The organism is Streptococcus sp. HMSC076C08 (assembly GCF_001810825.1).
Lineage (GTDB): Bacteria > Bacillota > Bacilli > Lactobacillales > Streptococcaceae > Streptococcus.
Genome location: NZ_KV802736.1, coordinates 63685 through 87702, shown reverse-complemented (window position 1 = coordinate 87702; position 24018 = coordinate 63685). Strand labels below are relative to the sequence as shown.

General features: G+C 41.2%; 38 protein-coding genes. All 38 read left to right on the top strand.

What is annotated here, in order from left to right; all coding sequences use genetic code 11:
- The first annotated feature begins 18 nt into the window (after positions 1–18).
- The 38 genes from rplD (at position 19) to HMPREF2766_RS08535 (ending at position 23931) form a co-directional block, all read left to right on the top strand.
- The gene (gene rplD / locus HMPREF2766_RS08720; protein ID WP_000024537.1) at positions 19–642 is read left to right on the top strand and encodes a 50S ribosomal protein L4; all 624 of its coding nucleotides are present in this window, start codon (positions 19–21) and stop codon (positions 640–642) included.
- Positions 642–938, top strand: a complete 297-nt coding sequence (locus tag HMPREF2766_RS08715) for a 50S ribosomal protein L23 (protein ID WP_001055347.1) — start codon at positions 642–644, stop codon at positions 936–938. The genes rplD and HMPREF2766_RS08715 overlap by 1 nt, the downstream gene beginning before the upstream one ends.
- 17 nt (positions 939–955) lie before the next feature.
- Positions 956–1789 carry a 50S ribosomal protein L2 gene (rplB, locus tag HMPREF2766_RS08710; protein ID WP_000512910.1) on the top strand — a complete coding sequence of 278 codons (834 nt, stop codon included), beginning with the start codon at positions 956–958 and terminating at the stop codon, positions 1787–1789.
- A 103-nt stretch (positions 1790–1892) separates the two neighbouring features.
- The gene (rpsS, locus tag HMPREF2766_RS08705) at positions 1893–2174 is read left to right on the top strand and encodes a 30S ribosomal protein S19 (protein WP_000533766.1); all 282 of its coding nucleotides are present in this window, start codon (positions 1893–1895) and stop codon (positions 2172–2174) included.
- Positions 2175–2185: 11 nt separating this feature from the next.
- Entirely contained in the window at positions 2186–2530 is a 345-nt protein-coding gene (rplV, locus tag HMPREF2766_RS08700) for a 50S ribosomal protein L22 (protein ID WP_000818137.1), read from the top strand.
- A gap of 12 nt (positions 2531–2542) precedes the next feature.
- Positions 2543–3196 (top strand): 30S ribosomal protein S3, encoded by a 654-nt coding sequence (gene rpsC / locus HMPREF2766_RS08695; RefSeq protein WP_000529936.1) that lies wholly within the window; start codon positions 2543–2545, stop codon positions 3194–3196.
- A gap of 3 nt (positions 3197–3199) precedes the next feature.
- On the top strand, positions 3200–3613 hold the full coding sequence (gene rplP / locus HMPREF2766_RS08690) for a 50S ribosomal protein L16 (RefSeq protein ID WP_000960946.1): 414 nt from the start codon (positions 3200–3202) through the stop codon (positions 3611–3613).
- A 9-nt stretch (positions 3614–3622) separates the two neighbouring features.
- Positions 3623–3829 (top strand): 50S ribosomal protein L29, encoded by a 207-nt coding sequence (rpmC, locus tag HMPREF2766_RS08685; protein ID WP_070569324.1) that lies wholly within the window; start codon positions 3623–3625, stop codon positions 3827–3829.
- Between the two features lie 24 nt (positions 3830–3853).
- Complete coding sequence (gene rpsQ / locus HMPREF2766_RS08680; RefSeq protein ID WP_000440801.1) at positions 3854–4114, top strand: 30S ribosomal protein S17; 261 nt, start codon at positions 3854–3856, stop codon at positions 4112–4114.
- A gap of 25 nt (positions 4115–4139) precedes the next feature.
- Positions 4140–4508 carry a 50S ribosomal protein L14 gene (gene rplN, locus HMPREF2766_RS08675; RefSeq protein WP_000616545.1) on the top strand — a complete coding sequence of 123 codons (369 nt, stop codon included), beginning with the start codon at positions 4140–4142 and terminating at the stop codon, positions 4506–4508.
- Positions 4509–4586: 78 nt separating this feature from the next.
- The gene (gene rplX / locus HMPREF2766_RS08670; RefSeq protein ID WP_061469424.1) at positions 4587–4892 is read left to right on the top strand and encodes a 50S ribosomal protein L24; all 306 of its coding nucleotides are present in this window, start codon (positions 4587–4589) and stop codon (positions 4890–4892) included.
- A 23-nt stretch (positions 4893–4915) separates the two neighbouring features.
- Complete coding sequence (rplE, locus tag HMPREF2766_RS08665; RefSeq protein ID WP_000013542.1) at positions 4916–5458, top strand: 50S ribosomal protein L5; 543 nt, start codon at positions 4916–4918, stop codon at positions 5456–5458.
- Between the two features lie 17 nt (positions 5459–5475).
- On the top strand, positions 5476–5661 hold the full coding sequence (locus HMPREF2766_RS08660) for a type Z 30S ribosomal protein S14 (protein ID WP_001085697.1): 186 nt from the start codon (positions 5476–5478) through the stop codon (positions 5659–5661).
- Positions 5662–5945: 284 nt separating this feature from the next.
- Positions 5946–6344 (top strand): 30S ribosomal protein S8, encoded by a 399-nt coding sequence (gene rpsH, locus HMPREF2766_RS08655; protein ID WP_000245504.1) that lies wholly within the window; start codon positions 5946–5948, stop codon positions 6342–6344.
- 192 nt (positions 6345–6536) lie between these two features.
- Positions 6537–7073, top strand: coding sequence for a 50S ribosomal protein L6 (rplF, locus tag HMPREF2766_RS08650; RefSeq protein WP_000086626.1), 537 nt, complete (start codon positions 6537–6539; stop codon positions 7071–7073).
- An 83-nt stretch (positions 7074–7156) separates the two neighbouring features.
- Positions 7157–7513 (top strand): 50S ribosomal protein L18, encoded by a 357-nt coding sequence (gene rplR, locus HMPREF2766_RS08645; RefSeq protein ID WP_004244055.1) that lies wholly within the window; start codon positions 7157–7159, stop codon positions 7511–7513.
- Positions 7514–7530: 17 nt separating this feature from the next.
- Positions 7531–8025, top strand: coding sequence for a 30S ribosomal protein S5 (rpsE, locus tag HMPREF2766_RS08640; protein WP_000874204.1), 495 nt, complete (start codon positions 7531–7533; stop codon positions 8023–8025).
- A gap of 13 nt (positions 8026–8038) precedes the next feature.
- Positions 8039–8221, top strand: a complete 183-nt coding sequence (gene rpmD, locus HMPREF2766_RS08635) for a 50S ribosomal protein L30 (protein ID WP_000057241.1) — start codon at positions 8039–8041, stop codon at positions 8219–8221.
- Positions 8222–8364: 143 nt separating this feature from the next.
- Positions 8365–8805, top strand: a complete 441-nt coding sequence (rplO, locus tag HMPREF2766_RS08630; protein WP_000766089.1) for a 50S ribosomal protein L15 — start codon at positions 8365–8367, stop codon at positions 8803–8805.
- Positions 8806–8817: 12 nt separating this feature from the next.
- Positions 8818–10128 carry a preprotein translocase subunit SecY gene (secY, locus tag HMPREF2766_RS08625; protein WP_000465387.1) on the top strand — a complete coding sequence of 437 codons (1311 nt, stop codon included), beginning with the start codon at positions 8818–8820 and terminating at the stop codon, positions 10126–10128.
- A 145-nt stretch (positions 10129–10273) separates the two neighbouring features.
- The gene (locus tag HMPREF2766_RS08620) at positions 10274–10912 is read left to right on the top strand and encodes an adenylate kinase (protein WP_001050447.1); all 639 of its coding nucleotides are present in this window, start codon (positions 10274–10276) and stop codon (positions 10910–10912) included.
- A 116-nt stretch (positions 10913–11028) separates the two neighbouring features.
- Complete coding sequence (gene infA, locus HMPREF2766_RS08615; protein WP_001029883.1) at positions 11029–11247, top strand: translation initiation factor IF-1; 219 nt, start codon at positions 11029–11031, stop codon at positions 11245–11247.
- A 24-nt stretch (positions 11248–11271) separates the two neighbouring features.
- Complete coding sequence (gene rpmJ / locus HMPREF2766_RS08610) at positions 11272–11388, top strand: 50S ribosomal protein L36 (protein ID WP_001808836.1); 117 nt, start codon at positions 11272–11274, stop codon at positions 11386–11388.
- Between the two features lie 17 nt (positions 11389–11405).
- Complete coding sequence (gene rpsM / locus HMPREF2766_RS08605; RefSeq protein ID WP_000090781.1) at positions 11406–11771, top strand: 30S ribosomal protein S13; 366 nt, start codon at positions 11406–11408, stop codon at positions 11769–11771.
- 17 nt (positions 11772–11788) lie between these two features.
- Positions 11789–12172: a 30S ribosomal protein S11 gene (gene rpsK / locus HMPREF2766_RS08600; RefSeq protein WP_001118385.1), complete on the top strand. Its 384-nt coding sequence runs from the start codon at positions 11789–11791 to the stop codon at positions 12170–12172.
- Between the two features lie 42 nt (positions 12173–12214).
- A complete protein-coding gene (locus HMPREF2766_RS08595) occupies positions 12215–13150 on the top strand; it encodes a DNA-directed RNA polymerase subunit alpha (protein ID WP_000568993.1) in 936 nt (311 codons plus the stop codon).
- An 11-nt stretch (positions 13151–13161) separates the two neighbouring features.
- A complete protein-coding gene (gene rplQ / locus HMPREF2766_RS08590; RefSeq protein WP_000331493.1) occupies positions 13162–13548 on the top strand; it encodes a 50S ribosomal protein L17 in 387 nt (128 codons plus the stop codon).
- A gap of 263 nt (positions 13549–13811) precedes the next feature.
- On the top strand, positions 13812–14078 hold the full coding sequence (locus tag HMPREF2766_RS08585; RefSeq protein WP_000644111.1) for an ACT domain-containing protein: 267 nt from the start codon (positions 13812–13814) through the stop codon (positions 14076–14078).
- A 9-nt stretch (positions 14079–14087) separates the two neighbouring features.
- Positions 14088–15425: a PFL family protein gene (locus tag HMPREF2766_RS08580; protein WP_000354871.1), complete on the top strand. Its 1338-nt coding sequence runs from the start codon at positions 14088–14090 to the stop codon at positions 15423–15425.
- 236 nt (positions 15426–15661) lie between these two features.
- A complete protein-coding gene (locus tag HMPREF2766_RS08575) occupies positions 15662–16354 on the top strand; it encodes a histidine phosphatase family protein (RefSeq protein ID WP_070569320.1) in 693 nt (230 codons plus the stop codon).
- Between the two features lie 159 nt (positions 16355–16513).
- On the top strand, positions 16514–19015 hold the full coding sequence (gene leuS / locus HMPREF2766_RS08570) for a leucine--tRNA ligase (RefSeq protein WP_070569317.1): 2502 nt from the start codon (positions 16514–16516) through the stop codon (positions 19013–19015).
- A gap of 173 nt (positions 19016–19188) precedes the next feature.
- The gene (locus HMPREF2766_RS08565) at positions 19189–19602 is read left to right on the top strand and encodes a YjdF family protein (RefSeq protein WP_070569314.1); all 414 of its coding nucleotides are present in this window, start codon (positions 19189–19191) and stop codon (positions 19600–19602) included.
- 499 nt (positions 19603–20101) lie between these two features.
- Entirely contained in the window at positions 20102–20968 is an 867-nt protein-coding gene (locus HMPREF2766_RS08560) for an ABC transporter ATP-binding protein (RefSeq protein ID WP_044021460.1), read from the top strand.
- A complete protein-coding gene (locus HMPREF2766_RS08555) occupies positions 20968–21810 on the top strand; it encodes an ABC transporter permease (RefSeq protein WP_044021459.1) in 843 nt (280 codons plus the stop codon). The genes HMPREF2766_RS08560 and HMPREF2766_RS08555 overlap by 1 nt, the downstream gene beginning before the upstream one ends.
- A gap of 18 nt (positions 21811–21828) precedes the next feature.
- Positions 21829–22284, top strand: coding sequence for a LytTR family DNA-binding domain-containing protein (locus HMPREF2766_RS08550; RefSeq protein WP_000701939.1), 456 nt, complete (start codon positions 21829–21831; stop codon positions 22282–22284).
- 9 nt (positions 22285–22293) lie between these two features.
- A complete protein-coding gene (locus HMPREF2766_RS08545; RefSeq protein WP_000825486.1) occupies positions 22294–22713 on the top strand; it encodes a DUF3021 domain-containing protein in 420 nt (139 codons plus the stop codon).
- Positions 22714–22807: 94 nt separating this feature from the next.
- Positions 22808–23503 (top strand): GNAT family N-acetyltransferase, encoded by a 696-nt coding sequence (locus HMPREF2766_RS08540; protein ID WP_042902986.1) that lies wholly within the window; start codon positions 22808–22810, stop codon positions 23501–23503.
- Positions 23504–23514: 11 nt separating this feature from the next.
- Complete coding sequence (locus HMPREF2766_RS08535) at positions 23515–23931, top strand: GNAT family N-acetyltransferase (RefSeq protein ID WP_042902985.1); 417 nt, start codon at positions 23515–23517, stop codon at positions 23929–23931.
- Positions 23932–24018 lie beyond the last annotated feature (87 nt).

Sequence of the window (24018 nt, the reverse complement as noted above, 5' to 3'; positions counted from 1 at the left end):
AAGGGGAAATCAGTCACAATGGCAAACGTAACATTATTTGACCAAACTGGTAAAGAAGCTGGCCAAGTTGTTCTTAACGATGCAGTATTTGGTATTGAACCAAATGAATCAGTTGTGTTTGATGTGATCATCAGCCAACGCGCAAGCCTTCGTCAAGGAACACACGCTGTTAAAAACCGCTCTGCAGTATCAGGTGGTGGACGCAAACCATGGCGTCAAAAAGGAACTGGACGTGCTCGTCAAGGTTCTATCCGCTCACCACAATGGCGTGGTGGTGGTGTTGTCTTCGGACCAACTCCACGTTCATACGGCTACAAACTTCCACAAAAAGTTCGTCGCCTAGCTCTTAAATCAGTTTACTCTGAAAAAGTTGCTGAAAACAAATTCGTAGCTGTAGACGCTCTTTCATTTACAGCTCCAAAAACTGCTGAATTTGCAAAAGTTCTTGCAGCATTGAGCATCGATTCTAAAGTTCTTGTTATCCTTGAAGAAGGAAATGAATTCGCAGCTCTTTCAGCTCGTAACCTTCCAAACGTGAAAGTTGCAACTGCTACAACTGCAAGTGTTCTTGACATCGCAAATAGCGACAAACTTCTTGTCACACAAGCAGCTATCTCTAAAATCGAGGAGGTTCTTGCATAATGAATTTGTATGATGTTATCAAAAAACCTGTCATCACTGAAAGCTCAATGGCTCAACTTGAAGCAGGAAAATATGTATTTGAAGTTGACACTCGTGCACACAAACTTTTGATCAAGCAAGCTGTTGAAGCTGCTTTCGAAGGTGTTAAAGTTGCCAACGTTAACACAATCAACGTAAAACCAAAAGCAAAACGTGTTGGACGTTACACTGGTTTTACTAACAAAACTAAAAAAGCTATCATCACACTTACAGCTGATTCAAAAGCAATCGAGTTGTTCGCTGCTGAAGCTGAATAATCTAAGGAGGAAATATCGTGGGAATTCGTGTTTATAAACCAACAACAAACGGTCGCCGTAATATGACTTCTTTGGATTTCGCTGAAATCACAACAAGCACTCCTGAAAAATCATTGCTTGTTGCTTTGAAGAGCAAGGCTGGTCGTAACAACAACGGTCGTATCACTGTTCGTCACCAAGGTGGTGGACACAAACGTTTCTACCGTTTGGTTGACTTCAAACGTAACAAAGACAACGTTGAAGCAGTTGTTAAAACTATCGAGTACGATCCAAACCGTTCTGCAAACATCGCTCTTGTACACTACACTGACGGTGTGAAAGCATACATCATCGCTCCAAAAGGTCTTGAAGTTGGTCAACGTATCGTTTCAGGTCCTGAAGCAGATATCAAAGTCGGAAATGCTCTTCCACTTGCTAACATCCCAGTTGGTACTTTGATCCACAACATCGAATTGAAACCAGGTCGTGGTGGAGAATTGGTACGTGCTGCTGGTGCTTCTGCCCAAGTATTGGGTCAAGAAGGTAAATACGTTCTTGTTCGTCTTCAATCTGGCGAAGTTCGTATGATTCTTGGAACTTGTCGTGCTACAGTTGGTGTTGTCGGAAACGAACAACATGGACTTGTAAACCTTGGTAAAGCAGGACGTAGCCGTTGGAAAGGTATCCGCCCAACAGTTCGTGGTTCTGTAATGAATCCTAACGATCACCCACACGGTGGTGGTGAAGGTAAAGCACCAGTTGGTCGTAAAGCGCCATCTACTCCATGGGGCAAACCTGCTCTTGGTCTTAAAACTCGTAACAAGAAAGCGAAATCTGACAAACTTATCGTTCGTCGTCGCAACGAGAAATAATAGTAAACTAGTCGCCTAAGCAACTAGGAAATCCGCCAGCTCGGTAGCGCTCCATGTGAGCGCAAGCCGCTGTGGTACTACATTTAAAGGAGAAAAAATAAAAATGGGACGCAGTCTTAAAAAAGGACCTTTCGTCGATGAGCATTTGATGAAAAAAGTTGAAGCTCAGGCTAACGACGAAAAGAAAAAAGTTATCAAAACTTGGTCACGTCGTTCAACGATCTTCCCAAGTTTCATTGGTTACACTATTGCAGTTTATGACGGACGTAAACACGTACCTGTTTACATCCAAGAAGACATGGTAGGTCACAAACTTGGTGAATTTGCACCAACTCGTACTTACAAAGGTCACGCTGCAGACGACAAGAAAACACGTAGAAAATAAGGAGAACATAAATGGCAGAAATTACTTCAGCTAAAGCAATGGCTCGTACAGTACGTGTTTCACCTCGTAAATCACGTCTTGTTCTTGACAACATCCGTGGTAAAAGCGTAGCCGATGCTATTGCAATCTTGACATTCACACCAAACAAAGCTGCTGAAATCATCTTGAAAGTCTTGAATTCAGCTGTAGCTAACGCTGAAAACAACTTTGGTTTGGACAAAGCTAACTTGGTAGTATCTGAAGCATTCGCAAACGAAGGACCAACTATGAAACGTTTCCGTCCACGTGCGAAAGGTTCAGCTTCACCAATCAACAAACGTACAGCTCACATCACTGTGGCTGTTGCAGAAAAATAAGGAGGTAACATCGTGGGTCAAAAAGTACATCCAATTGGTATGCGTGTCGGCATCATCCGTGATTGGGATGCCAAATGGTATGCTGAAAAAGAATACGCGGATTACCTTCATGAAGATCTTGCAATCCGTAAATTCGTTCAAAAAGAACTTGCTGACGCAGCAGTTTCAACTATCGAAATTGAACGCGCAGTAAACAAAGTTAACGTTTCACTTCACACTGCTAAACCAGGTATGGTTATCGGTAAAGGTGGTGCTAACGTTGATGCACTCCGTGCAAAACTTAACAAATTGACTGGAAAACAAGTACACATCAACATCATCGAAATCAAACAACCTGATTTGGATGCTCACCTTGTAGGTGAAGGAATTGCTCGTCAATTGGAGCAACGTGTCGCTTTCCGTCGTGCACAAAAACAAGCAATCCAACGTGCAATGCGTGCTGGAGCTAAAGGAATCAAAACTCAAGTATCAGGTCGTTTGAACGGTGCAGATATCGCTCGTGCTGAAGGATACTCTGAAGGAACTGTTCCACTTCACACACTTCGTGCAGATATCGATTACGCTTGGGAAGAAGCAGATACTACATACGGTAAACTTGGTGTTAAAGTATGGATCTACCGTGGTGAAGTTCTTCCAGCTCGTAAAAACACTAAAGGAGGTAAATAACCAATGTTAGTACCTAAACGTGTTAAACACCGTCGTGAATTCCGTGGAAAAATGCGCGGTGAAGCAAAAGGTGGAAAAGAAGTAGCATTCGGTGAATACGGTCTTCAAGCTACAACTAGCCACTGGATCACTAACCGCCAAATCGAAGCTGCTCGTATCGCCATGACTCGTTACATGAAACGTGGTGGTAAAGTTTGGATTAAAATCTTCCCACACAAATCATACACTGCTAAAGCTATCGGTGTGCGTATGGGATCTGGTAAAGGGGCGCCTGAAGGTTGGGTAGCACCAGTTAAACGTGGTAAAGTGATGTTCGAAATCGCTGGTGTATCTGAAGAGATTGCTCGCGAAGCGCTTCGTCTTGCAAGCCACAAATTGCCAGTTAAATGTAAATTCGTAAAACGTGAAGCAGAATAAGGAGAAGGCATGAAACTTAATGAAGTAAAAGAATTTGTTAAAGAACTTCGTGGTCTTTCTCAAGAAGAACTCGCGAAGCGCGAAAACGAATTGAAAAAAGAATTGTTTGAACTTCGTTTCCAAGTTGCTACTGGTCAATTGGAACAAACAGCTCGCTTGAAAGAAGTTAAAAAACAAATCGCTCGTATCAAAACAGTTCAATCTGAAGCGAAATAATAGACTAGGGAAGGAGAAATTTCAATGGAACGCAATAATCGTAAAGTTCTTGTTGGACGTGTTGTATCTGACAAAATGGACAAGACAATCACAGTTGTAGTTGAAACAAAACGTAACCACCCAGTCTATGGTAAACGTATTAACTACTCTAAGAAATACAAAGCACATGATGAAAACAATGTTGCCAAAGAAGGCGATATCGTACGTATCATGGAAACTCGTCCGCTTTCAGCTACAAAACGTTTCCGTCTTGTAGAAGTTGTTGAAGAAGCGGTCATCATCTAATCAAACCTGAAAGGAGAAAACTGAAATGATTCAAACAGAAACTCGTTTGAAAGTCGCAGACAACAGCGGTGCTCGCGAAATCTTGACTATCAAGGTTCTTGGTGGTTCAGGACGTAAATTTGCAAACATCGGTGATGTTATCGTGGCATCTGTAAAACAAGCTACTCCTGGTGGTGCGGTTAAAAAAGGTGACGTTGTAAAAGCTGTTATCGTTCGTACTAAATCAGGTGCTCGTCGTGCTGATGGTTCATACATCAAATTTGACGAAAACGCAGCAGTTATCATCCGTGAAGACAAAACTCCTCGCGGAACACGTATCTTTGGCCCAGTTGCACGCGAATTGCGTGAAGGTGGCTTCATGAAGATCGTGTCACTTGCTCCAGAAGTACTTTAATTTTTAGAAACAAACTAGTCCCCTGGATTACTTTCCAGGGTGCCCTTATGGGCGTAAGAAAAATCAAGGAGAAACCTAATGTTTGTAAAAAAAGGCGACAAAGTTCGCGTAATCGCTGGTAAAGATAAGGGAACAGAAGCTGTTGTCCTTACTGCCCTTCCAAAAGTAAACAAAGTTGTCGTTGAAGGTGTTAACATCGTTAAGAAACACCAACGTCCAACTAACGAACTTCCTCAAGGTGGTATCATCGAGAAAGAAGCAGCTATCCACGTATCAAACGTTCAAGTATTGGACAAAAATGGTGTAGCTGGTCGTGTTGGTTACAAATTTGTAGACGGTAAAAAAGTTCGCTACAACAAAAAATCAGGCGAAGTGCTTGATTAATCACGAAGGAAAGGAGAAGTATAATGGCAAATCGTTTAAAAGAAAAATATCTTAATGAAGTAGTTCCTGCTTTGACAGAACAATTCAACTACTCATCAGTGATGGCTGTGCCTAAAGTAGATAAGATCGTTTTGAACATGGGTGTTGGTGAAGCTGTATCAAACGCTAAAAGTCTTGAAAAAGCTGCTGAAGAATTGGCACTTATCTCAGGTCAAAAACCACTTATCACTAAAGCTAAAAAATCAATCGCCGGCTTCCGTCTTCGTGAAGGTGTAGCGATCGGTGCAAAAGTTACCCTTCGTGGTGAACGTATGTACGAATTCTTGGACAAATTGGTTTCAGTTTCACTTCCACGTGTGCGTGACTTCCACGGTGTTCCAACAAAATCATTTGATGGACGCGGAAACTACACTCTTGGTGTGAAAGAACAATTGATCTTCCCAGAAATCAACTTTGATGACGTTGACAAAACTCGTGGTCTTGACATCGTTATCGTAACAACTGCTAACACTGACGAAGAGTCACGTGCATTGCTTACAGGCCTTGGAATGCCTTTTGCAAAATAATATAGGAGGTAAATCTAATGGCTAAAAAATCAATGATTGCTAAGAACAAACGTCCAGCGAAGTTCTCTACTCAAGCTTATACTCGTTGTGAAAAATGTGGTCGTCCACATTCAGTTTACCGCAAATTTAAACTTTGCCGTGTTTGCTTCCGTGAATTAGCTTACAAAGGACAAATTCCTGGTGTAACAAAAGCATCTTGGTAATTTAAGATATCAAGGGCATCAAAACTCCAAGTGAAAATAGGAAACTTGACGAAGAAACTGAAGTTTCTAGGAAAGTTTATCTTTTTCACACAGAGTTTAGCCCGGGTTCAGTTGGACTTGCCAATTTGAACACGAGCTACAGCTTTGGCAAAAAAGACCAATTTTCTTTGGAGCATCGCTCCTGCATCAAATTGCCTATTTTTGCTCTTGCTTTTACGCTCTTTGTATCATGTATTAACTAGCAAGTGCAACTTGCAAACTACTAGTAAGAGGAGAAAAACAAAATGGTTATGACTGACCCAATCGCAGACTTCCTAACTCGTATTCGTAACGCTAACCAAGCGAAACACGAAGTACTTGAAGTACCTGCATCAAACATCAAAAAAGGGATTGCTGAAATCCTTAAACGCGAAGGTTTTGTTAAGAACGTAGAAATCATCGAAGATGACAAACAAGGCATCATCCGTGTATTCCTTAAATACGGACCAAACGGTGAAAAAGTTATCACTAACTTGAAACGTGTTTCTAAACCAGGACTTCGTGTCTACAAAAAACGTGAAGATCTTCCAAAAGTTCTTAACGGACTTGGAATTGCTATCCTTTCAACTTCTGAAGGTTTGCTTACTGATAAAGAAGCTCGCCAAAAGAACGTTGGTGGTGAGGTTATCGCTTACGTTTGGTAAAATCAAGATACAAAGCTCGTAAAGAACAAAGCAAAATTAGGAAGTTGGAGAAGTTTGTTTACAAACAAGCCAACTTATCTATTTTGCACAGTTCTTAGAGCGTGTTCAATTTAGCTATTGAACTCAATAAGTATCTTTAACCCCGTGAAAACTGGCCGTTATGGCCTGACAATTTAACAGGAGAATAAAAATATGTCACGTATTGGTAATAAAGTTATCGTGTTGCCTGCTGGTGTTGAAATCACTAACAATGACAACGTTGTAACTGTAAAAGGACCTAAAGGAGAACTTACTCGTGAGTTCTCAAAAGATATTGAAATTCGTGTGGAAGGTACTGAAGTAACTCTTCACCGTCCAAACGATTCAAAAGAAATGAAAACAATCCACGGAACTACTCGTGCCCTTTTGAACAACATGGTTGTTGGTGTATCAGAAGGATTCAAGAAAGAACTTGAAATGCGCGGGGTTGGTTACCGTGCACAACTTCAAGGATCTAAACTTGTTTTGGCTGTTGGTAAATCTCATCCAGACGAAGTTGAAGCTCCAGAAGGAATTACTTTTGAACTTCCAAACCCAACAACAATCGTTGTTAGCGGAATTTCAAAAGAAGTAGTTGGTCAAACAGCTGCTTACGTACGTAGCCTTCGTTCACCAGAACCATATAAAGGTAAAGGTATCCGTTACGTTGGTGAATTCGTTCGACGTAAAGAAGGTAAAACAGGTAAATAATGTTGAGTGGTTGATTTTTAACCACCAACCTATTTTCCAACTTAGTGCATAGCACACGATTTAAAACTAAAGAGGTGAAAACTGTGATTTCTAAACCAGATAAAAACAAACTCCGCCAAAAACGCCACCGTCGCGTTCGCGGAAAACTCTCTGGAACTGCTGATCGCCCACGTTTGAACGTATTCCGTTCTAATACAGGCATCTACGCTCAAGTGATTGATGACGTAGCGGGTGTAACGCTCGCAAGTGCTTCAACTCTTGACAAAGAAGTTTCAAAAGGAACTAAAACTGAACAAGCCGTTACTGTCGGTAAACTCGTTGCAGAACGTGCAAACGCTAAAGGTATTTCAGAAGTGGTGTTCGACCGCGGTGGATATCTATATCACGGACGTGTGAAAGCTTTGGCTGATGCAGCTCGTGAAAACGGATTGAAATTCTAATAGGAGGACACTAGAAAATGGCATTTAAAGACAATGCAGTTGAATTAGAAGAACGCGTAGTTGCTGTCAACCGTGTTACAAAAGTTGTTAAAGGTGGACGTCGTCTTCGTTTCGCAGCTCTTGTTGTTGTTGGTGACCACAACGGTCGCGTAGGATTTGGTACTGGTAAAGCTCAAGAAGTTCCAGAAGCAATCCGCAAAGCAGTAGAAGATGCTAAGAAAAACTTGATTGAAGTTCCTATGGTTGGGACAACAATCCCACACGAAGTTCTTTCAGAATTCGGTGGAGCTAAAGTATTGTTGAAACCTGCTGTAGAAGGTTCTGGGGTTGCCGCTGGTGGTGCAGTTCGTGCCGTTGTGGAATTGGCAGGTGTGGCAGATATTACATCTAAATCACTTGGTTCTAACACTCCAATCAACATTGTTCGCGCAACTGTTGAAGGTTTGAAACAATTGAAACGCGCTGAAGAAGTTGCTGCCCTTCGTGGTATTTCAGTTTCTGATTTGGCATAAGAAAGGGGATAAAATGGCTCAAATTAAAATTACTTTGACTAAGTCTCCAATCGGACGCATTCCATCACAACGTAAAACTGTTGTAGCACTTGGACTTGGCAAATTGAACAGCTCTGTTATCAAAGAAGACAACGCTGCTATCCGTGGTATGATCACTGCAGTATCTCACTTGGTAACAGTTGAAGAAGTAAACTAATGAATTTTTAGGGGATGTGGCAATACTCATCCCCTAAAACTAGGTATAGTCATCTAAGATGACCATGTATAGGCGAGTTGATAAGGGAGACAACCTTTTCTCTCTTATCGGCGCTAGCATTTTACAAAAGAGGAGAAAATATAATGAAACTTCATGAATTGAAACCTGCAGAAGGTTCTCGTAAAGTACGTAACCGTGTTGGTCGTGGTACTTCATCAGGTAACGGTAAAACATCTGGTCGCGGTCAAAAAGGTCAAAAAGCTCGTAGCGGTGGCGGAGTTCGCCTTGGTTTTGAAGGTGGACAAACTCCATTGTTCCGTCGTCTTCCAAAACGTGGATTCACTAATATCAACGCTAAAGAATATGCAATTGTAAACCTTGACCAATTGAACGTCTTTGAAGACGGTGCAGAAGTAACTCCAGTTGTACTTATCGAAGCAGGAATTGTGAAAGCTGAAAAATCAGGAGTTAAAATTCTTGGTAACGGTGAGTTGACTAAGAAATTGACTGTGAAAGCAGCTAAATTCTCTAAATCAGCTGAGGAAGCTATCACTGCTAAAGGTGGTTCTGTAGAAGTCATCTAAGAGAGGTGACCCATGTTTTTTAAATTACTAAAAGAAGCGCTCAAGGTTAAACAAGTTCGATCAAAAATTCTTTTTACAATTTTTATCATTCTTGTTTTCCGTATTGGGACAAGTATTACTGTTCCAGGTGTGAATGCAAAAAGTTTAGAAGCTCTCAGTGGTTTATCTTTCTTGAACATGCTTAGTCTTGTTTCAGGGAATGCCATGAAGAACTTCTCCGTTTTCGCACTCGGAGTAAGTCCGTATATCACTGCTTCCATCGTTGTTCAATTGCTACAAATGGATATTTTACCGAAGTTTGTAGAATGGGGCAAACAAGGGGAAGTAGGACGGAGAAAACTAAATCAGGCTACTCGTTATATTGCACTTGTACTTGCATTTGTTCAATCTATCGGGATTACAGCAGGATTTAATACTCTATCTGGAGCGAAATTATTAACGACAGCGTTAACTCCACAGGTTTTTGTTACCATTGGTATTATCCTTACAGCAGGTAGTATGATTGTAACGTGGCTCGGGGAACAAATTACAGATAAGGGATACGGAAACGGTGTTTCTATGATCATCTTTGCAGGTATTGTTGCTTCAATCCCTGAAATGATTAAAGGAATCTATGTTGACTACTTCGTCAATATTCCAAGTAGCCGTTTGACTTCATCTATTATCTTTGTCGTTATTTTGATTATCGCTGTCTTGTTGATTGTATACTTTACAACCTATGTTCAACAGGCAGAATATAAAATTCCAATCCAATATACAAAAGTTGCTCAAGGAGCCCCATCAAGCTCATACCTTCCATTGAAGGTAAACCCAGCGGGGGTTATCCCAGTTATCTTTGCAAGTTCCATTACAGCAGCACCTGCAGCCATTCTTCAGTTTTTGAGTGCTACAGGTCATGATTGGGCTTGGGTACGTACAGCACAGGAAATGTTATCTACAACATCTCCGACAGGTGTTGCCATGTATGCCTTGTTGATCATTCTCTTTACATTCTTCTATACATTTGTACAGATCAATCCAGAGAAAGCAGCAGAAAACTTACAAAAGAGTGGAGCCTACATTCATGGTGTCCGTCCTGGTAAGGGTACTGAAGAGTTCATGTCGAAACTTCTTCGTCGCCTTGCGACTGTCGGATCGATCTTCCTAGGTGTGATTTCAATCTTGCCGATTGTGGCAAAAGATGTCTTTGGTCTTTCAGAAGCTGTTGCTTTTGGGGGAACTAGTCTTTTGATCATTATCTCAACAGGTATTGAAGGAATCAAACAGCTAGAAGGTTACCTATTGAAACGTAAGTATGTTGGTTTCATGGATAAAACAGAATAAAAGCAAAATTACTTTTGCTTAGAGAGTGGAGTATGAAGATCTATCTATCAGAGAGATTTTCGTCTCCCCTCTTCTATTTTGTTTTTAAATAGGGGTTGAAACAAATTTCTGCTTCTATTTAAATACAAAATAAGGAGATCCTATCATGAATCTTTTGATTATGGGCTTACCTGGAGCAGGTAAGGGAACGCAAGCAGCAAAAATTGTGGAGCAATTCCACGTGGCACACATTTCAACTGGAGATATGTTCCGTGCTGCTATGGCAAATCAAACTGAAATGGGTGTACTTGCGAAGTCATATATTGACAAAGGTGAGTTGGTTCCGGATGAAGTTACAAATGGAATTGTTAAAGAACGCCTTTCTCAGAACGACATCAAAGAAACAGGTTTCTTGTTGGATGGTTACCCACGTACGATTGAACAAGCTCATGCCTTGGACAAAACATTGGCTGAACTTGGTATCGAACTAGAAGGTGTGATCAATATCGAAGTGAACCCAGATTGTCTCTTGGAACGTTTGAGTGGCCGTATCATCCACCGCGAAACAGGTGAAACCTTCCACAAAGTTTTCAACCCACCAGTTGATTATAAGGAAGAAGATTATTACCAACGTGAAGATGACAAACCCGAGACAGTGAAGCGTCGTTTGGATGTCAATATCGCACAAGGTGAACCAATCATTGCTCACTACCGTGCCAAAGGTTTGGTCCACGATATCGAAGGAAATCAAGATATCAATGATGTGTTCAAAGACATCGAAAAAGTATTGACAAATTTGAAATAAAGCGTTTTTCACACTTGCAAAAAATCGCTACAAATGTTATACTGAGATAGTCTGACTTATAATTGTTGTCTCTGTTTTCAGAGGCATCGAATCGAAATTTATGGAGGTGCTTTTGCGTGGCAAAAGACGATGTGATTGAAGTTGAAGGCAAAGTAGTCGATACAATGCCTAACGCAATGTTTACGGTTGAACTTGAAAATGGACATCAGATTTTAGCAACAGTTTCTGGTAAAATTCGTAAAAACTATATTCGTATTTTAGCGGGAGATCGTGTTACTGTCGAGATGAGTCCATATGACTTGACACGTGGACGTATCACTTACCGCTTTAAATAATCGAAAAACTTGGAGGGATAAGAAATGAAAGTAAGACCATCGGTCAAACCAATTTGCGAATACTGTAAAGTAATTCGTCGTAATGGTCGTGTTATGGTAATTTGCCCAGCAAATCCAAAACACAAACAACGTCAAGGATAAGATAGAAAGGAGAAAACATGGCTCGTATTGCTGGAGTTGACATTCCAAATGACAAACGCGTAGTAATCTCATTAACTTACGTTTATGGTATCGGACTTGCAACATCTAAGAAAATTTTGGCTGCTGCTGGAATTTCAGAAGATGTTCGTGTACGTGACCTTACGTCAGATCAAGAAGATGCTATCCGTCGTGAAGTGGATGCAATCAAAGTTGAAGGTGACCTTCGTCGTGAAGTAAACTTGAACATCAAACGTTTGATGGAAATCGGTTCTTACCGTGGTATTCGTCACCGTCGTGGACTTCCTGTCCGTGGACAAAACACCAAAAACAACGCTCGCACTCGTAAAGGTAAAGCTGTTGCGATTGCTGGTAAGAAAAAATAATATAGGAGGTAAAAGTCTTGGCTAAACCAACACGTAAACGTCGTGTGAAAAAGAATATCGAATCTGGTATTGCTCATATTCACGCTACATTTAATAACACTATTGTTATGATTACTGATGTGCATGGTAATGCAATTGCTTGGTCATCAGCTGGTGCTCTTGGTTTCAAAGGTTCTCGTAAATCTACACCATTCGCTGCTCAAATGGCTTCTGAAGCTGCTGCTAAATCTGCACAAGAACACGGTCTTAAATCAGTTGAAGTTACTGTAAAAGGTCCAGGTTCTGGTCGTGAGTCAGCTATTCGTGCGCTTGCTGCCGCTGGTCTTGAAGTAACAGCAATTCGTGATGTGACTCCAGTGCCACACAATGGTGCTCGTCCTCCAAAACGTCGCCGTGTATAATCATCGCATTACACTGCTTTTCGTTTAAGAGGGAGTAACTAAATGATTGAGTTTGAAAAACCAAATATAACAAAAATTGATGAAAATAAAGATTATGGCAAGTTTGTAATCGAACCACTTGAACGTGGCTACGGTACAACTCTTGGTAACTCTCTTCGTCGTGTACTACTAGCTTCTCTACCAGGAGCAGCAGTGACATCTATCAACATTGAAGGTGTCTTGCATGAGTTTGACACAGTCCCAGGTGTTCGTGAAGACGTGATGCAAATCATTCTGAACATTAAAGGGATTGCAGTGAAATCATACGTTGAAGACGAAAAAATCATTGAACTTGACGTTGAAGGTCCTGCTGAAATTACAGCTGGAGACATTTTGACTGATAGTGATATTGAGATTGTAAATCCAGATCATTATCTCTTTACAATCGGTGAAGGTTCTTCTCTAAAAGCGACAATGACTGTTAACAGTGGTCGTGGATATGTACCTGCTGATGAAAACAAAAAAGATAATGCACCAGTTGGAACACTTGCTGTAGATTCTATTTATACACCAGTTACAAAAGTCAACTATCAAGTAGAGCCTGCTCGTGTAGGTAGCAATGATGGATTTGACAAATTAACCCTTGAAATCTTGACTAATGGAACAATTATTCCAGAAGATGCTTTAGGGCTTTCAGCGCGTATCTTGACAGAACATCTTGATTTGTTTACAAATCTTACTGAGATTGCTAAGTCAACTGAAGTGATGAAAGAAGCTGATACTGAATCTGACGATCGTATTTTGGATCGTACGATTGAGGAACTGGACTTGTCTGTGCGTTCATACAACTGTTTGAAACGTGCCGGTATCAATACTGTGCATGATTTGACAGAAAAATCTGAAGCAGAGATGATGAAGGTACGAAATCTTGGACGCAAGAGTTTGGAAGAAGTGAAACTCAAACTCATTGACTTGGGTCTTGGATTAAAAGATAAATAAAGGAGGAATACATGGCTTACCGTAAACTAGGACGCACTAGCTCACAACGTAAAGCAATGCTTCGCGATTTGACAACTGACCTTTTGATCAACGAATCAATCGTGACAACTGAAGCTCGTGCTAAAGAAATCCGTAAAACTGTTGAAAAAATGATTACTCTAGGTAAACGTGGTGATTTGCATGCACGTCGTCAAGCAGCTGCTTTCGTACGTAATGAAATCGCATCTGAAAACTATGATGAAGCAACTGATAAGTACACTTCTACTACAGCACTTCAAAAATTGTTCTCAGAAATCGCACCTCGTTATGCTGAACGTAACGGTGGATACACTCGTATCCTTAAAACTGAACCACGTCGTGGTGATGCTGCGCCAATGGCGATCATCGAATTAGTATAAAATCATCAATTTTGTTGAGTGTTATGATGATGGAGTCTTGTGCTCTTAGTCTAGCTCTGGTCTACCGCTGGGACTTATGTCCTAGCGGGAACACTCATCATCATTTGATAGGGTAGACGCTTGTTTACGAAATTGTTTTTTTCTTAAGAACAACTTCGTAAGCAGGCGTTTTTTAGTATTTTCTATGGAAATATGCTATACTAGGAAAAAAGAAAATCAAAAACGTTCAGGTTTTCTAAAAATCGTAGAAATGGGGTATAAGGATGAAGGCTATTATTACAGTGGTTGGTAAGGACAAGGCTGGGATCGTTGCAGGCGTGTCTACTAAGATTGCAGAGTTGGGTTTGAATATTGACGATATTTCTCAGACGGTGTTGGATGAATACTTTACTATGATGGCGGTCGTTTCTAGTGACGAAAAACAGGATTTCACTTATCTTCGAAATGAGTTTGAAACTTTCGGTCAGACCTTGAATGTCAAAATAAATATTCAAAGTGCGGCGATTTTTGACGCTATGTATAATATCTAGGAGGTGGCTATGGATATTAGACAAGTTACAGAAACCATTGCCATGATCGAGGAGCAGAACTTCGATATCAGAACCATCACCATGGGGATTTCCCTTTTGGATTGTATTGATCCAGATATTGAACGTGCTGCTGAAAAGATTTACCAAAAAATCACCACTAAAGCTGCAAATTTAGTGGCTGTAGGAGACGAAATTGCTGCAGAACTTGGGATTCCTATTGTTAATAAACGAGTATCGGTGACTCCGATTTCTTTAATTGGTGCAGCGACTGATGCGACGGACTATCTTGTTTTGGCAAAGGCTCTTGACAAGGCTGCCAAGGAGATCGGTGTTGATTTTATTGGTGGATTCTCTGCCTTGGTACAAAAGGGTTATCAAAAAGGTGATGAAATTCTCATCAATTCTATCCCGCGCGCTCTAGCTGAGACAGACAAGGTTTGTTCGTCTGTTAACATTGGCTCGACCAAGTCAGGTATCAACATGACTGCGGTCGCTGATATGGGGCGTATCATCAAGGAAACAGCTGCGCTATCAGATATGGGTGCGGCCAAGTTGGTCGTATTTGCTAATGCTGTTGAGGACAATCCTTTTATGGCAGGGGCTTTCCATGGTGTTGGGGAAGCAGATGTTATCATCAATGTTGGTGTTTCAGGTCCTGGTGTTGTCAAACGCGCCTTGGAGAAAGTTCGTGGTCAGAGTTTTGATGTTGTAGCTGAGACGGTCAAGAAAACAGCCTTTAAGATTACTCGTATTGGTCAGCTAGTCGGTCAAATGGCCAGCGAGAGACTGGGTGTTGACTTTGGGATTGTCGACCTAAGCTTGGCACCAACTCCTGCAGTTGGCGATTCTGTGGCTCGTGTCCTTGAGGAAATGGGCCTAGAAACAGTTGGTACGCATGGGACGACGGCTGCCCTCGCTCTTTTGAATGACCAAGTTAAGAAGGGCGGAGTGATGGCTTGTAACCAAGTCGGTGGCTTGTCAGGTGCTTTTATCCCCGTTTCTGAAGATGAGGGGATGATTGGTGCGGTACAAGATGGCTCTCTGAATTTAGAGAAACTAGAAGCCATGACGGCTATCTGTTCTGTTGGGCTGGATATGATTGCCATTCCGGAAGATACGCCTGCTGAAACCATTGCAGCTATGATTGCGGATGAGGCGGCAATTGGTGTCATTAACATGAAAACAACGGCCGTCCGTATTATTCCAAAGGGCAAAGAAGGCGATATGATTGAGTTTGGAGGCTTGCTAGGGACAGCTCCAGTTATGAAGGTCAACGGGGCTTCGTCTGTTGATTTCATCTCTCGCGGTGGGCAAATCCCAGCTCCAATCCATAGTTTTAAAAATTAATAAAAAAGCGAGAGGATTTAAGTTGAGTTTAAGGATGACTGTGTATACTATAATCATTAAATAAAGACCTCCTAACTTTATTTAATAGAAATCCTAAACTTTTTCATAATAATCTCCTAGGGAAGCTACCATGAGGGTAGCTTTTCTTTTGGATAATTTACAAATGTTGGCTTTGCTTTTGAAAGCCGAATATTTCTTTGATCCATGATATAATAGAAGAAAATGGAGGATAGAAAATGTCTAAAGTAAGATTGTATTTGGTCCGTCATGGGAAAACGATGTTTAACACCATTGGACGTGCTCAAGGATGGAGTGATACACCTCTGACTGCAGAAGGTGAGTTGGGAATCCATGAACTGGGAATTGGCTTGAGAGAGTCTGGCTTGCAGTTTGACCGCGCTTATTCCAGTGATTCAGGTCGCACTATTCAAACCATGGGAATTATCCTAGAAGAACTTGGACTACAGGGGAAAATCCCTTACCGCATGGACAAGCGCATCAGAGAGTGGTGCTTTGGTAGTTTTGATGGGGCCTATGATGGGGACCTCTTTATGGGATTGATTCCGAGAATTTTCAATGTAGACCATGTTCATCAGTTGTCCTATGCAGAACTAGCAGAAGGTTTGGTAGAGGTTGATACTGCAGGCTGGGCTGAAGGTTGGGAAAAACTCAGTGGTCGAATCAAGGAAGGCTTTGAAGCGATTGCTAAAGAAATGGAAGAACAAGGTGGGGGTAATGCCCTCGTTGTGAGCCATGGAATGACGATTGGTACCATTGTTTATCTGATCAATGGCATGCATCCGCATGGTCTGGATAATGGTAGCGTGACGATTCTTGAATATGAGGACGGTCAGTTTAGCGTAGAAGTTGTTGGTGACCGTAGCTATCGAGAACTAGGGTGTGAGAAGATGGGAGAAATAAAAAATTGATAGAAGTTAGCTCCGATTAGGAGCTAATTTTTTTCCTGTTAAATAAGGTGGATTTGCGACTCAGTATTTCTTGTTATCCAAGTCTAAAAGAACATTTCTCGACTTTCAAATTCCCCCAAAAATGGTATAATAGTAACATCATAAAATTGGAGAAATAGCATGAGTTTTTACAATCATAAAGAAATTGAGCCCAAGTGGCAGGGCTATTGGGCCCAACATCATACATTTAAGACAGGAACAGATGCTTCAAAACCGAAGTTTTATGCTCTCGACATGTTCCCTTATCCTTCAGGAGCCGGATTGCACGTAGGACACCCAGAAGGTTATACAGCAACGGATATTCTCAGCCGTTACAAACGTGCGCAAGGCTACAATGTTCTTCACCCAATGGGTTGGGATGCCTTTGGATTGCCTGCAGAGCAATACGCTATGGATACAGGGAATGACCCAGCAGAATTTACGGCGGAAAATATTGCCAACTTCAAACGCCAAATCAATGCGCTTGGATTCTCTTACGACTGGGATCGTGAAGTCAACACCACAGATCCAAACTACTACAAGTGGACGCAGTGGATTTTCACCAAGCTTTACGAAAAAGGCTTGGCCTATGAAGCTGAAGTCCCTGTAAACTGGGTTGAAGAGTTGGGAACAGCCATCGCTAATGAAGAAGTCCTTCCTGACGGGACCTCTGAGCGTGGAGGCTATCCCGTTGTCCGCAAACCGATGCGTCAATGGATGCTTAAAATCACGGCCTATGCAGAGCGATTGCTTAATGACTTGGATGAGTTGGATTGGCCAGAATCTATCAAGGATATGCAACGCAACTGGATTGGTAAATCAACTGGTGCCAATGTAACCTTTAAAGTTAAGGGAACAGACAAGGAATTCACCGTCTTTACGACTCGTCCGGACACTCTTTTCGGTGCGACTTTCACTGTCTTGGCTCCTGAGCATGACTTGGTTGACGCTATCACAAGTCCAGAGCAAGCTGACGCAGTTGCAGACTATAAACACCAAGCCAGCCTCAAGTCTGACTTGGCTCGTACAGACCTTGCCAAGGAAAAAACAGGGGTTTGGACTGGAGCTTATGCTATCAACCCTGTCAATGGTAAAGAAATCCCAATCTGGATTGCCGACTATGTTCTTGCAAGTTATGGAACAGGTGCTGTCATGGCTGTGCCAGCCCACGACCAACGTGACTGGGAATTTGCCAAACAGTTTGGTCTTCCAATCGTAGAAGTGCTTGAAGGTGGTAATGTGGCAGAAGCTGCTTATACTGAAGATGGGCTTCATGTCAATTCGGACTTCCTAGATGGACTTAACAAAGAAGAGGCTATTGCTAAGATTGTGGCTTGGTTGGAAGAGAAAGGTTGTGGACAAGAGAAGGTTACCTACCGTCTCCGCGACTGGCTCTTTAGCCGTCAACGTTACTGGGGTGAGCCAATCCCAATCATTCATTGGGAAGATGGGACTTCAACAGCTGTTCCTGAAAGTGAATTGCCACTTGTCTTGCCAGTCACCAAGGATATCCGCCCTTCAGGTACTGGGGAAAGCCCATTGGCTAACTTGACCGACTGGCTTGAAGTGACGCGTGAAGATGGTGTTAAAGGTCGTCGTGAAACCAACACCATGCCACAATGGGCTGGTTCAAGTTGGTACTACCTCCGCTATATCGATCCACACAATACTGAGAAATTGGCTGATGAGGACCTCCTCAAACAATGGTTGCCAGTAGATATCTACGTAGGTGGTGCGGAGCATGCCGTTCTTCACTTGCTTTACGCTCGTTTCTGGCACAAATTCCTCTATGACCTCGGTGTTGTTCCGACTAAGGAACCATTCCAAAAACTCTTTAACCAAGGAATGATTTTGGGAACAAGCTACCGTGACCACCGTGGAGCTCTTGTAGCGACTGATAAGGTTGAAAAACGTGACGGTTCTTTCTTCCATGTGGAAACAGGAGAAGAGTTGGAGCAAGCACCAGCCAAGATGTCTAAATCCCTCAAGAACGTTGTTAACCCAGACGATGTGGTGGAACAATATGGTGCCGATACCCTTCGTGTTTATGAAATGTTCATGGGGCCACTTGACGCTTCCATCGCTTGGTCTGAGGAAGGTCTGGAAGGAAGCCGTAAATTCCTTGACCGTGTTTACCGTTTGATTACAAGTAAAGAAATTGTCGCGGAAAATAATGGTGCTCTTGACAAGGTCTACAATGAAACAGTCAAATCTGTCACTGAGCAAATCGAATCCATGAAATTCAACACAGCCATTGCCCAACTCATGGTCTTTGTCAACGCTGCCAACAAGGAAGACAAACTCTATGTGGACTACGCCAAAGGTTTTATCCAATTGATTGCCCCATTTGCACCTCACTTGGCAGAAGAACTCTGGCAAACAGTTGCTGCAACAGGTGAGTCCATCTCTTATGTAGCTTGGCCAACTTGGGACGAAAGCAAATTGGTTGAAGACGAAATCGAAATCGTCGTCCAAATCAAAGGAAAAGTCCGTGCCAAACTCATGGTCGCTAAAGACCTCTCACGTGAAGAATTGCAAGAAATTGCTCTGGCTGACGAAAAAGTCAAAGTGGAGATTGATGGCAAGGAAATCGTGAAGGTGATTGCAGTACCTAATAAATTGGTTAATATCGTTGTGAAATAAGATAGGAATCCTTCAGAGTAGAATCTGGAGGATTTTTAAATTGGATTATGCTATAATAGTCCCAACTAAGATAAAAACACAGTTCTGGTTGGTAGTCCAGACGTAGGCAAGCCTATCAGTAACCTTCCTCCTTGGTTGTCCATTCTTAGGGATAGATTTAAGGAGGTGCTGTCGTGGAAATCGTTTCAATTGGCTTGACAGTTTATTTTGAAGATGGATTTTGGCATGGATTGTTTGAACAAGAGTATGAGGGAACTTATCAAGTTTGTCGAGTGACATTTGGTCAGGAACCAAAAGAGGATGAAATTTTGAAACTTTTACAGACTCAGTTTGTTCGGTTATCTTTTAGTCCAGAGGCAACAGTCAAACAGCATGTGAAGATTAAGAATCCGAAGCGTCTGCAGCGAGCTGTAAAGAAACAGGTGAAGCAGAAAGTTTCTTCTAAGTCACAAGAGCTTTTACAGTTGCAGTATGAGGAACGAAAAAAGCATTCAAAACAACAGTCCAGTCTCCAAAAGCAATTGCTCAAGCAAGAGAAATTTGAACGCAAACAGCAAAAACGTAGAGAGAAGCACAAGGGGCACTAGTGACTCTCTCTTTCATAAAATAGAACAGCTCTTCTTGGATAACAAGAGCTGTTTTTGCTTGTATTGAAGATTTCTTTCCTAATAGATAGACTTATCGTTAATGGCAGTTTCAAATTCAGGACCATACTTGCTTGCTTCAAATTCAATCCTGCCCCATTCAGCATTTTCATTTTACTAGAAGGGAGTGCGTGCCATGATTTCTGATTCATTTTTTATTGTTTGGTTTAGCGAGAACAATACTATTGACTCCTGGATTTTTCTGCCGGATGCTATAAAACATCTCTTTTATAGCGTATGTTTAAAATTATAATGTATGGTTATAAGTGTTTTTCAACATCCTCTAGTGATTCGATGGTAGAAAAACGGTTGCAGCCTGCACCACTTTAATTTAACCCCCATTATTTTACCACTTGGCCTTTCATTTTAACTGCTTATCTCAAAAGTCGATTTTTCTTTCATTCTTTTTGTTAAACTAGTGTGGTTAAGAGGAGGAAAAAATATGATTTTACAAACTAAACATTTGACTAAACGGTACGGCAATCATATGGCTGTCGATGATATTCAGTTAGAGTTTGAAAAAGGAAGTTTCAATGCTATTTTGGGACCCAATGGTGCAGGGAAATCAACCACCATTTCCATGTTAATCGGTTTGAAAAAGCCGACACAAGGTCAGATTCGATATGCGCCAAATACGAAAATCGGAGTGGTTTTTCAAGCTAGTGTACTGGATGAGATGTTGACGGTTAGGGAAAATCTCACGATTCGTGCTCAACAATATAAGGAGATTGCGGCAAGTCGTGTGGATGATTTGATTCATCAACTGGGTTTGACTGCTTTCCAGAAACAACTATATGGGACTTTGTCAGGTGGGCAAAAACGTCGGGTTGATATTGCGCGTGCTCTTCTTTCGCGACCAGATATTCTTTTCTTGGATGAACCAACGACAGGTCTTGATATTCAAACTCGCAAATCCATCTGGGATCTACTGTATCGACTACAAAAGGATGAAGGGATGACTATTATCTTAACGACTCATTATCTGGATGAAGCGGATGAAGCGGATCAGATCTATATCGTTGATCATGGGAAAGTGATTGCGCAAGGTTCTGCGACTGCTATTAAAAGTCAGTATGCATCTAATATTCTAAAAATTCGTTTTAAGGAAATGAAGGATCTAGAAAAATTGCTACAGACTGGAATGACAGTCGAGGAAGAAAATGAGATGGAATATCTTTTTTATCCAAGGACGTCACAGGAGGCCATTGAATATTTGGCAAAAGTTCGAGAAAAAATTGATTCTTTTGAGTTTCGTTCGGGTACTATGGATGATGCCTTTATTGCACTTACAGGAAGAGAGGTCCGCTAATGCTAGCTTTATTAAAACGGAATTTTATCTTATATTTTCGTAATCGTTCGGGAGTATTTTTCTCATTATTGGGGGCATTGATTTCCTTCCTCCTTTATATCATTTTTTTGCAGAAGAATTTGACAGATTCTTGGTCCCAACTCCCTAATAGTACGAACCTTTTAAACAACTGGCTGATGGGTGGGACTTTGGCTGTGACTGGGATGACAACCAGTTTTACGGCTCTTAAACAAATGGTACAGGATCGCGAAAATCAAGTGAATCAAGATCTTTTCTTGACAGATTTAGGCAACTGGGGCTTACAGGCCTCCTATCTGATCAGTAGTATTGTTATTTCTTTTGTCATGCAGATATTTATGTATGCTGTTATGAGTTTTTATTTTAAAGAGAGCCCAGTTATCAGCCATTTACCGGAAATTGCTTTGATTATGTTGTTAAGCAGTCTGCTTTCAAGTTTGGTAAATGTTCTCTTGATTTACCGTTTTCAATCTGTAGATAGCCTTGGTAAACTGGCAACGATAGTGGGAACTGCCTCTGGATTTTTAGTAGGAACTTATATCCCCATTGGAGTATTACCTGATTTTGCACAGATTATCATGAAGTGTACCCCTGCAACTTATATTGCTTCTCTCTATCGACAAGTCTTGATGAAAGAGCGATTAGAGATCGCATTTTCAGGAAATAACAGTCTGTTACAGGAATTTCAAGAAAAAATGGGAATCCAAATCAACTGGCAAGAACTATTGACAAAGGAAGAAACATACTTTATAGTGGTTATTATCAGTCTCATCGCTATTCTTCTTTGGCTTTTATTTGTTAAAGTGTTTAGCAAGAGAAAATAAAGATGTATTGGAGAGAAAATGAAGATTCGTTTTGAAATGAAGACAGAGTTTTCAGAAAAAGACCCACACATTTTAATTCAGGCAGCTCAGTTAACCGACCAAGCAAGAGAGGTCATGGAGTATTTAGAACAATTTTCAACGACCAATCAGGTGGTCATTCCTATTCGAACGGATGATCATCTGGTTATGGTGAAAATTGAGGATCTTATTCTAGCAGATATCGATAAGAATTTGTTGACCATTTATACGGTAGATGGGATTTATAAAACTAAGGAAACATTAACAAACTTTCAGAATCGAATTAATCGACGTAACTTTATACAGATATCACGTCATTCAGTTATAAACATTGACCATTTAGAGTCATTATCGGATAGCTTTTCAGGGAACATGATGGCTAAGATGACTCGGGGTCTCAAATCGAGTGTGAGTCGGAAATACGTTAAGTCCTTAATGGATTATCTAGGTTTATAGGAGAAAATCATGAAGCGATTGATTGCTTATTTTGTATCGGGAATGCGTACGGCCTCCTTTGTTTATTTGAGTTTGGTGTTATTGGCTCAGTTTTATTCAGGTATTACCTATCCCGCACCAACGACAAAAAATATTCTAGCTTTGTTTTTGATGAGTGGAATTATGGGGGTATTGACTTTAATCCTTGAAAGGCTAGAGTTTCTTGCTTATAGTATGCGTGTAGGAGTTCATTTGTTAGCGACAGCTACTATTTTAGTATTGACCTACCTATTTTTTGGCTGGGGTTCGGCATTGTTGAGTCCCTTGCTTTGGTTCTTTTTCTTATTAATTTATGGACTGATATGGTTGTACCAGATCTGGCAAACTCACAAGCTCACCCAACGAATTAATCAAGCCTTAGAAGATAAAAGAAAGAAAACAAATCACTAATGTAGTGTTGAGGATGAGGTTTGAGGAGAGCACCAGTTTCCATATAGAGCAAATTATGATATATTATTTTTAGCGTAAAACAAGGAGAAAAACAATGCCAGTAAATGAATATGGTCAGATAATTGGTGAGTCAATGGAAGGTTATACACCAGGTGAATTGCCTTCCATTGATTTCTTAGAAGGGCGCTACGCTCGGATAGAGGCTCTTTCGGTGGAAAAGCATGCGGAGGATTTATTAGCTGTTTATGGTCCGGATACTCCTCGGGAGATGTGGACCTATCTCTTTCAGGAACCAGTGGCAGATATGGAGGAACTGGTTACCGTCTTAAATCAGATGTTGGCTCGTAAGGACCGTTTTTACTACGTGATTATAGACAAGGCAACTGGTAAGGCTTTGGGAACTTTTTCTCTCATGCGCATTGACCAGAATAACCGAGTAATAGAAGTGGGAGCTGTCACTTTTTCTCCAGAACTCAGGGGAACACGTATAGGGACAGAGGCTCAATATCTCCTAGCTCGCTATGTTTTTGAAGAGCTTAACTATCGTCGCTATGAGTGGAAATGCGATGCTCTAAATCTGCCATCAAGACGAGCTGCGGAACGTTTGGGCTTTATCTATGAAGGCACCTTCCGCCAGGCAGTTGTTTATAAGGGGCGCACGAGGGATACGGATTGGCTCGCTATGATTGATAAGGACTGGCCTCAAGTTAAAGCTCGTTTGGAAACATGGTTGGCTCCTGAAAATTTTGATAAAAATGGACGGCAGTACAAGAGCTTGAGAGAATTCTAAGAGGTGTTGGGATGATAACTATTAGAAAGCAAGAAATCGTCAAGCTAGAGGATGTTTTGCATCTCTATCAGGCAGTTGGATGGACAAATTATACACATCAACCTCAGATGTTGGAGAAGGCCTTGTCTCACTCATTAGCGATTTATCTAGCACTTGATGGTGATGCTGTGGTGGGCTTGGTCCGTTTAGTCGGAGATGGTTTTTCATCGATTTTTGTCCAGGATTTGATCGTTTTGCCTAGCTATCAACGCCAAGGGATTGGTAGCGACTTGATGAAAGAGGCTTTAGGTGATTACAAAGATGCCTATCAAGTCCAACTAGTGACCGATCAGACAGAAAAAACCTTGGGATTCTATCGATCTCTGGGATTTGAAACCTTATCTACTTATGACTGTACAGGAATGATTTGGGTGGATAGAAAAAGATAAAAAAATATTTTTTCTTAAGTAAAGTTTAAGTCTCCTCGTGTATTATATAGTTATTAGATAAAGACCTCCTAACTTTATTTAATGAAA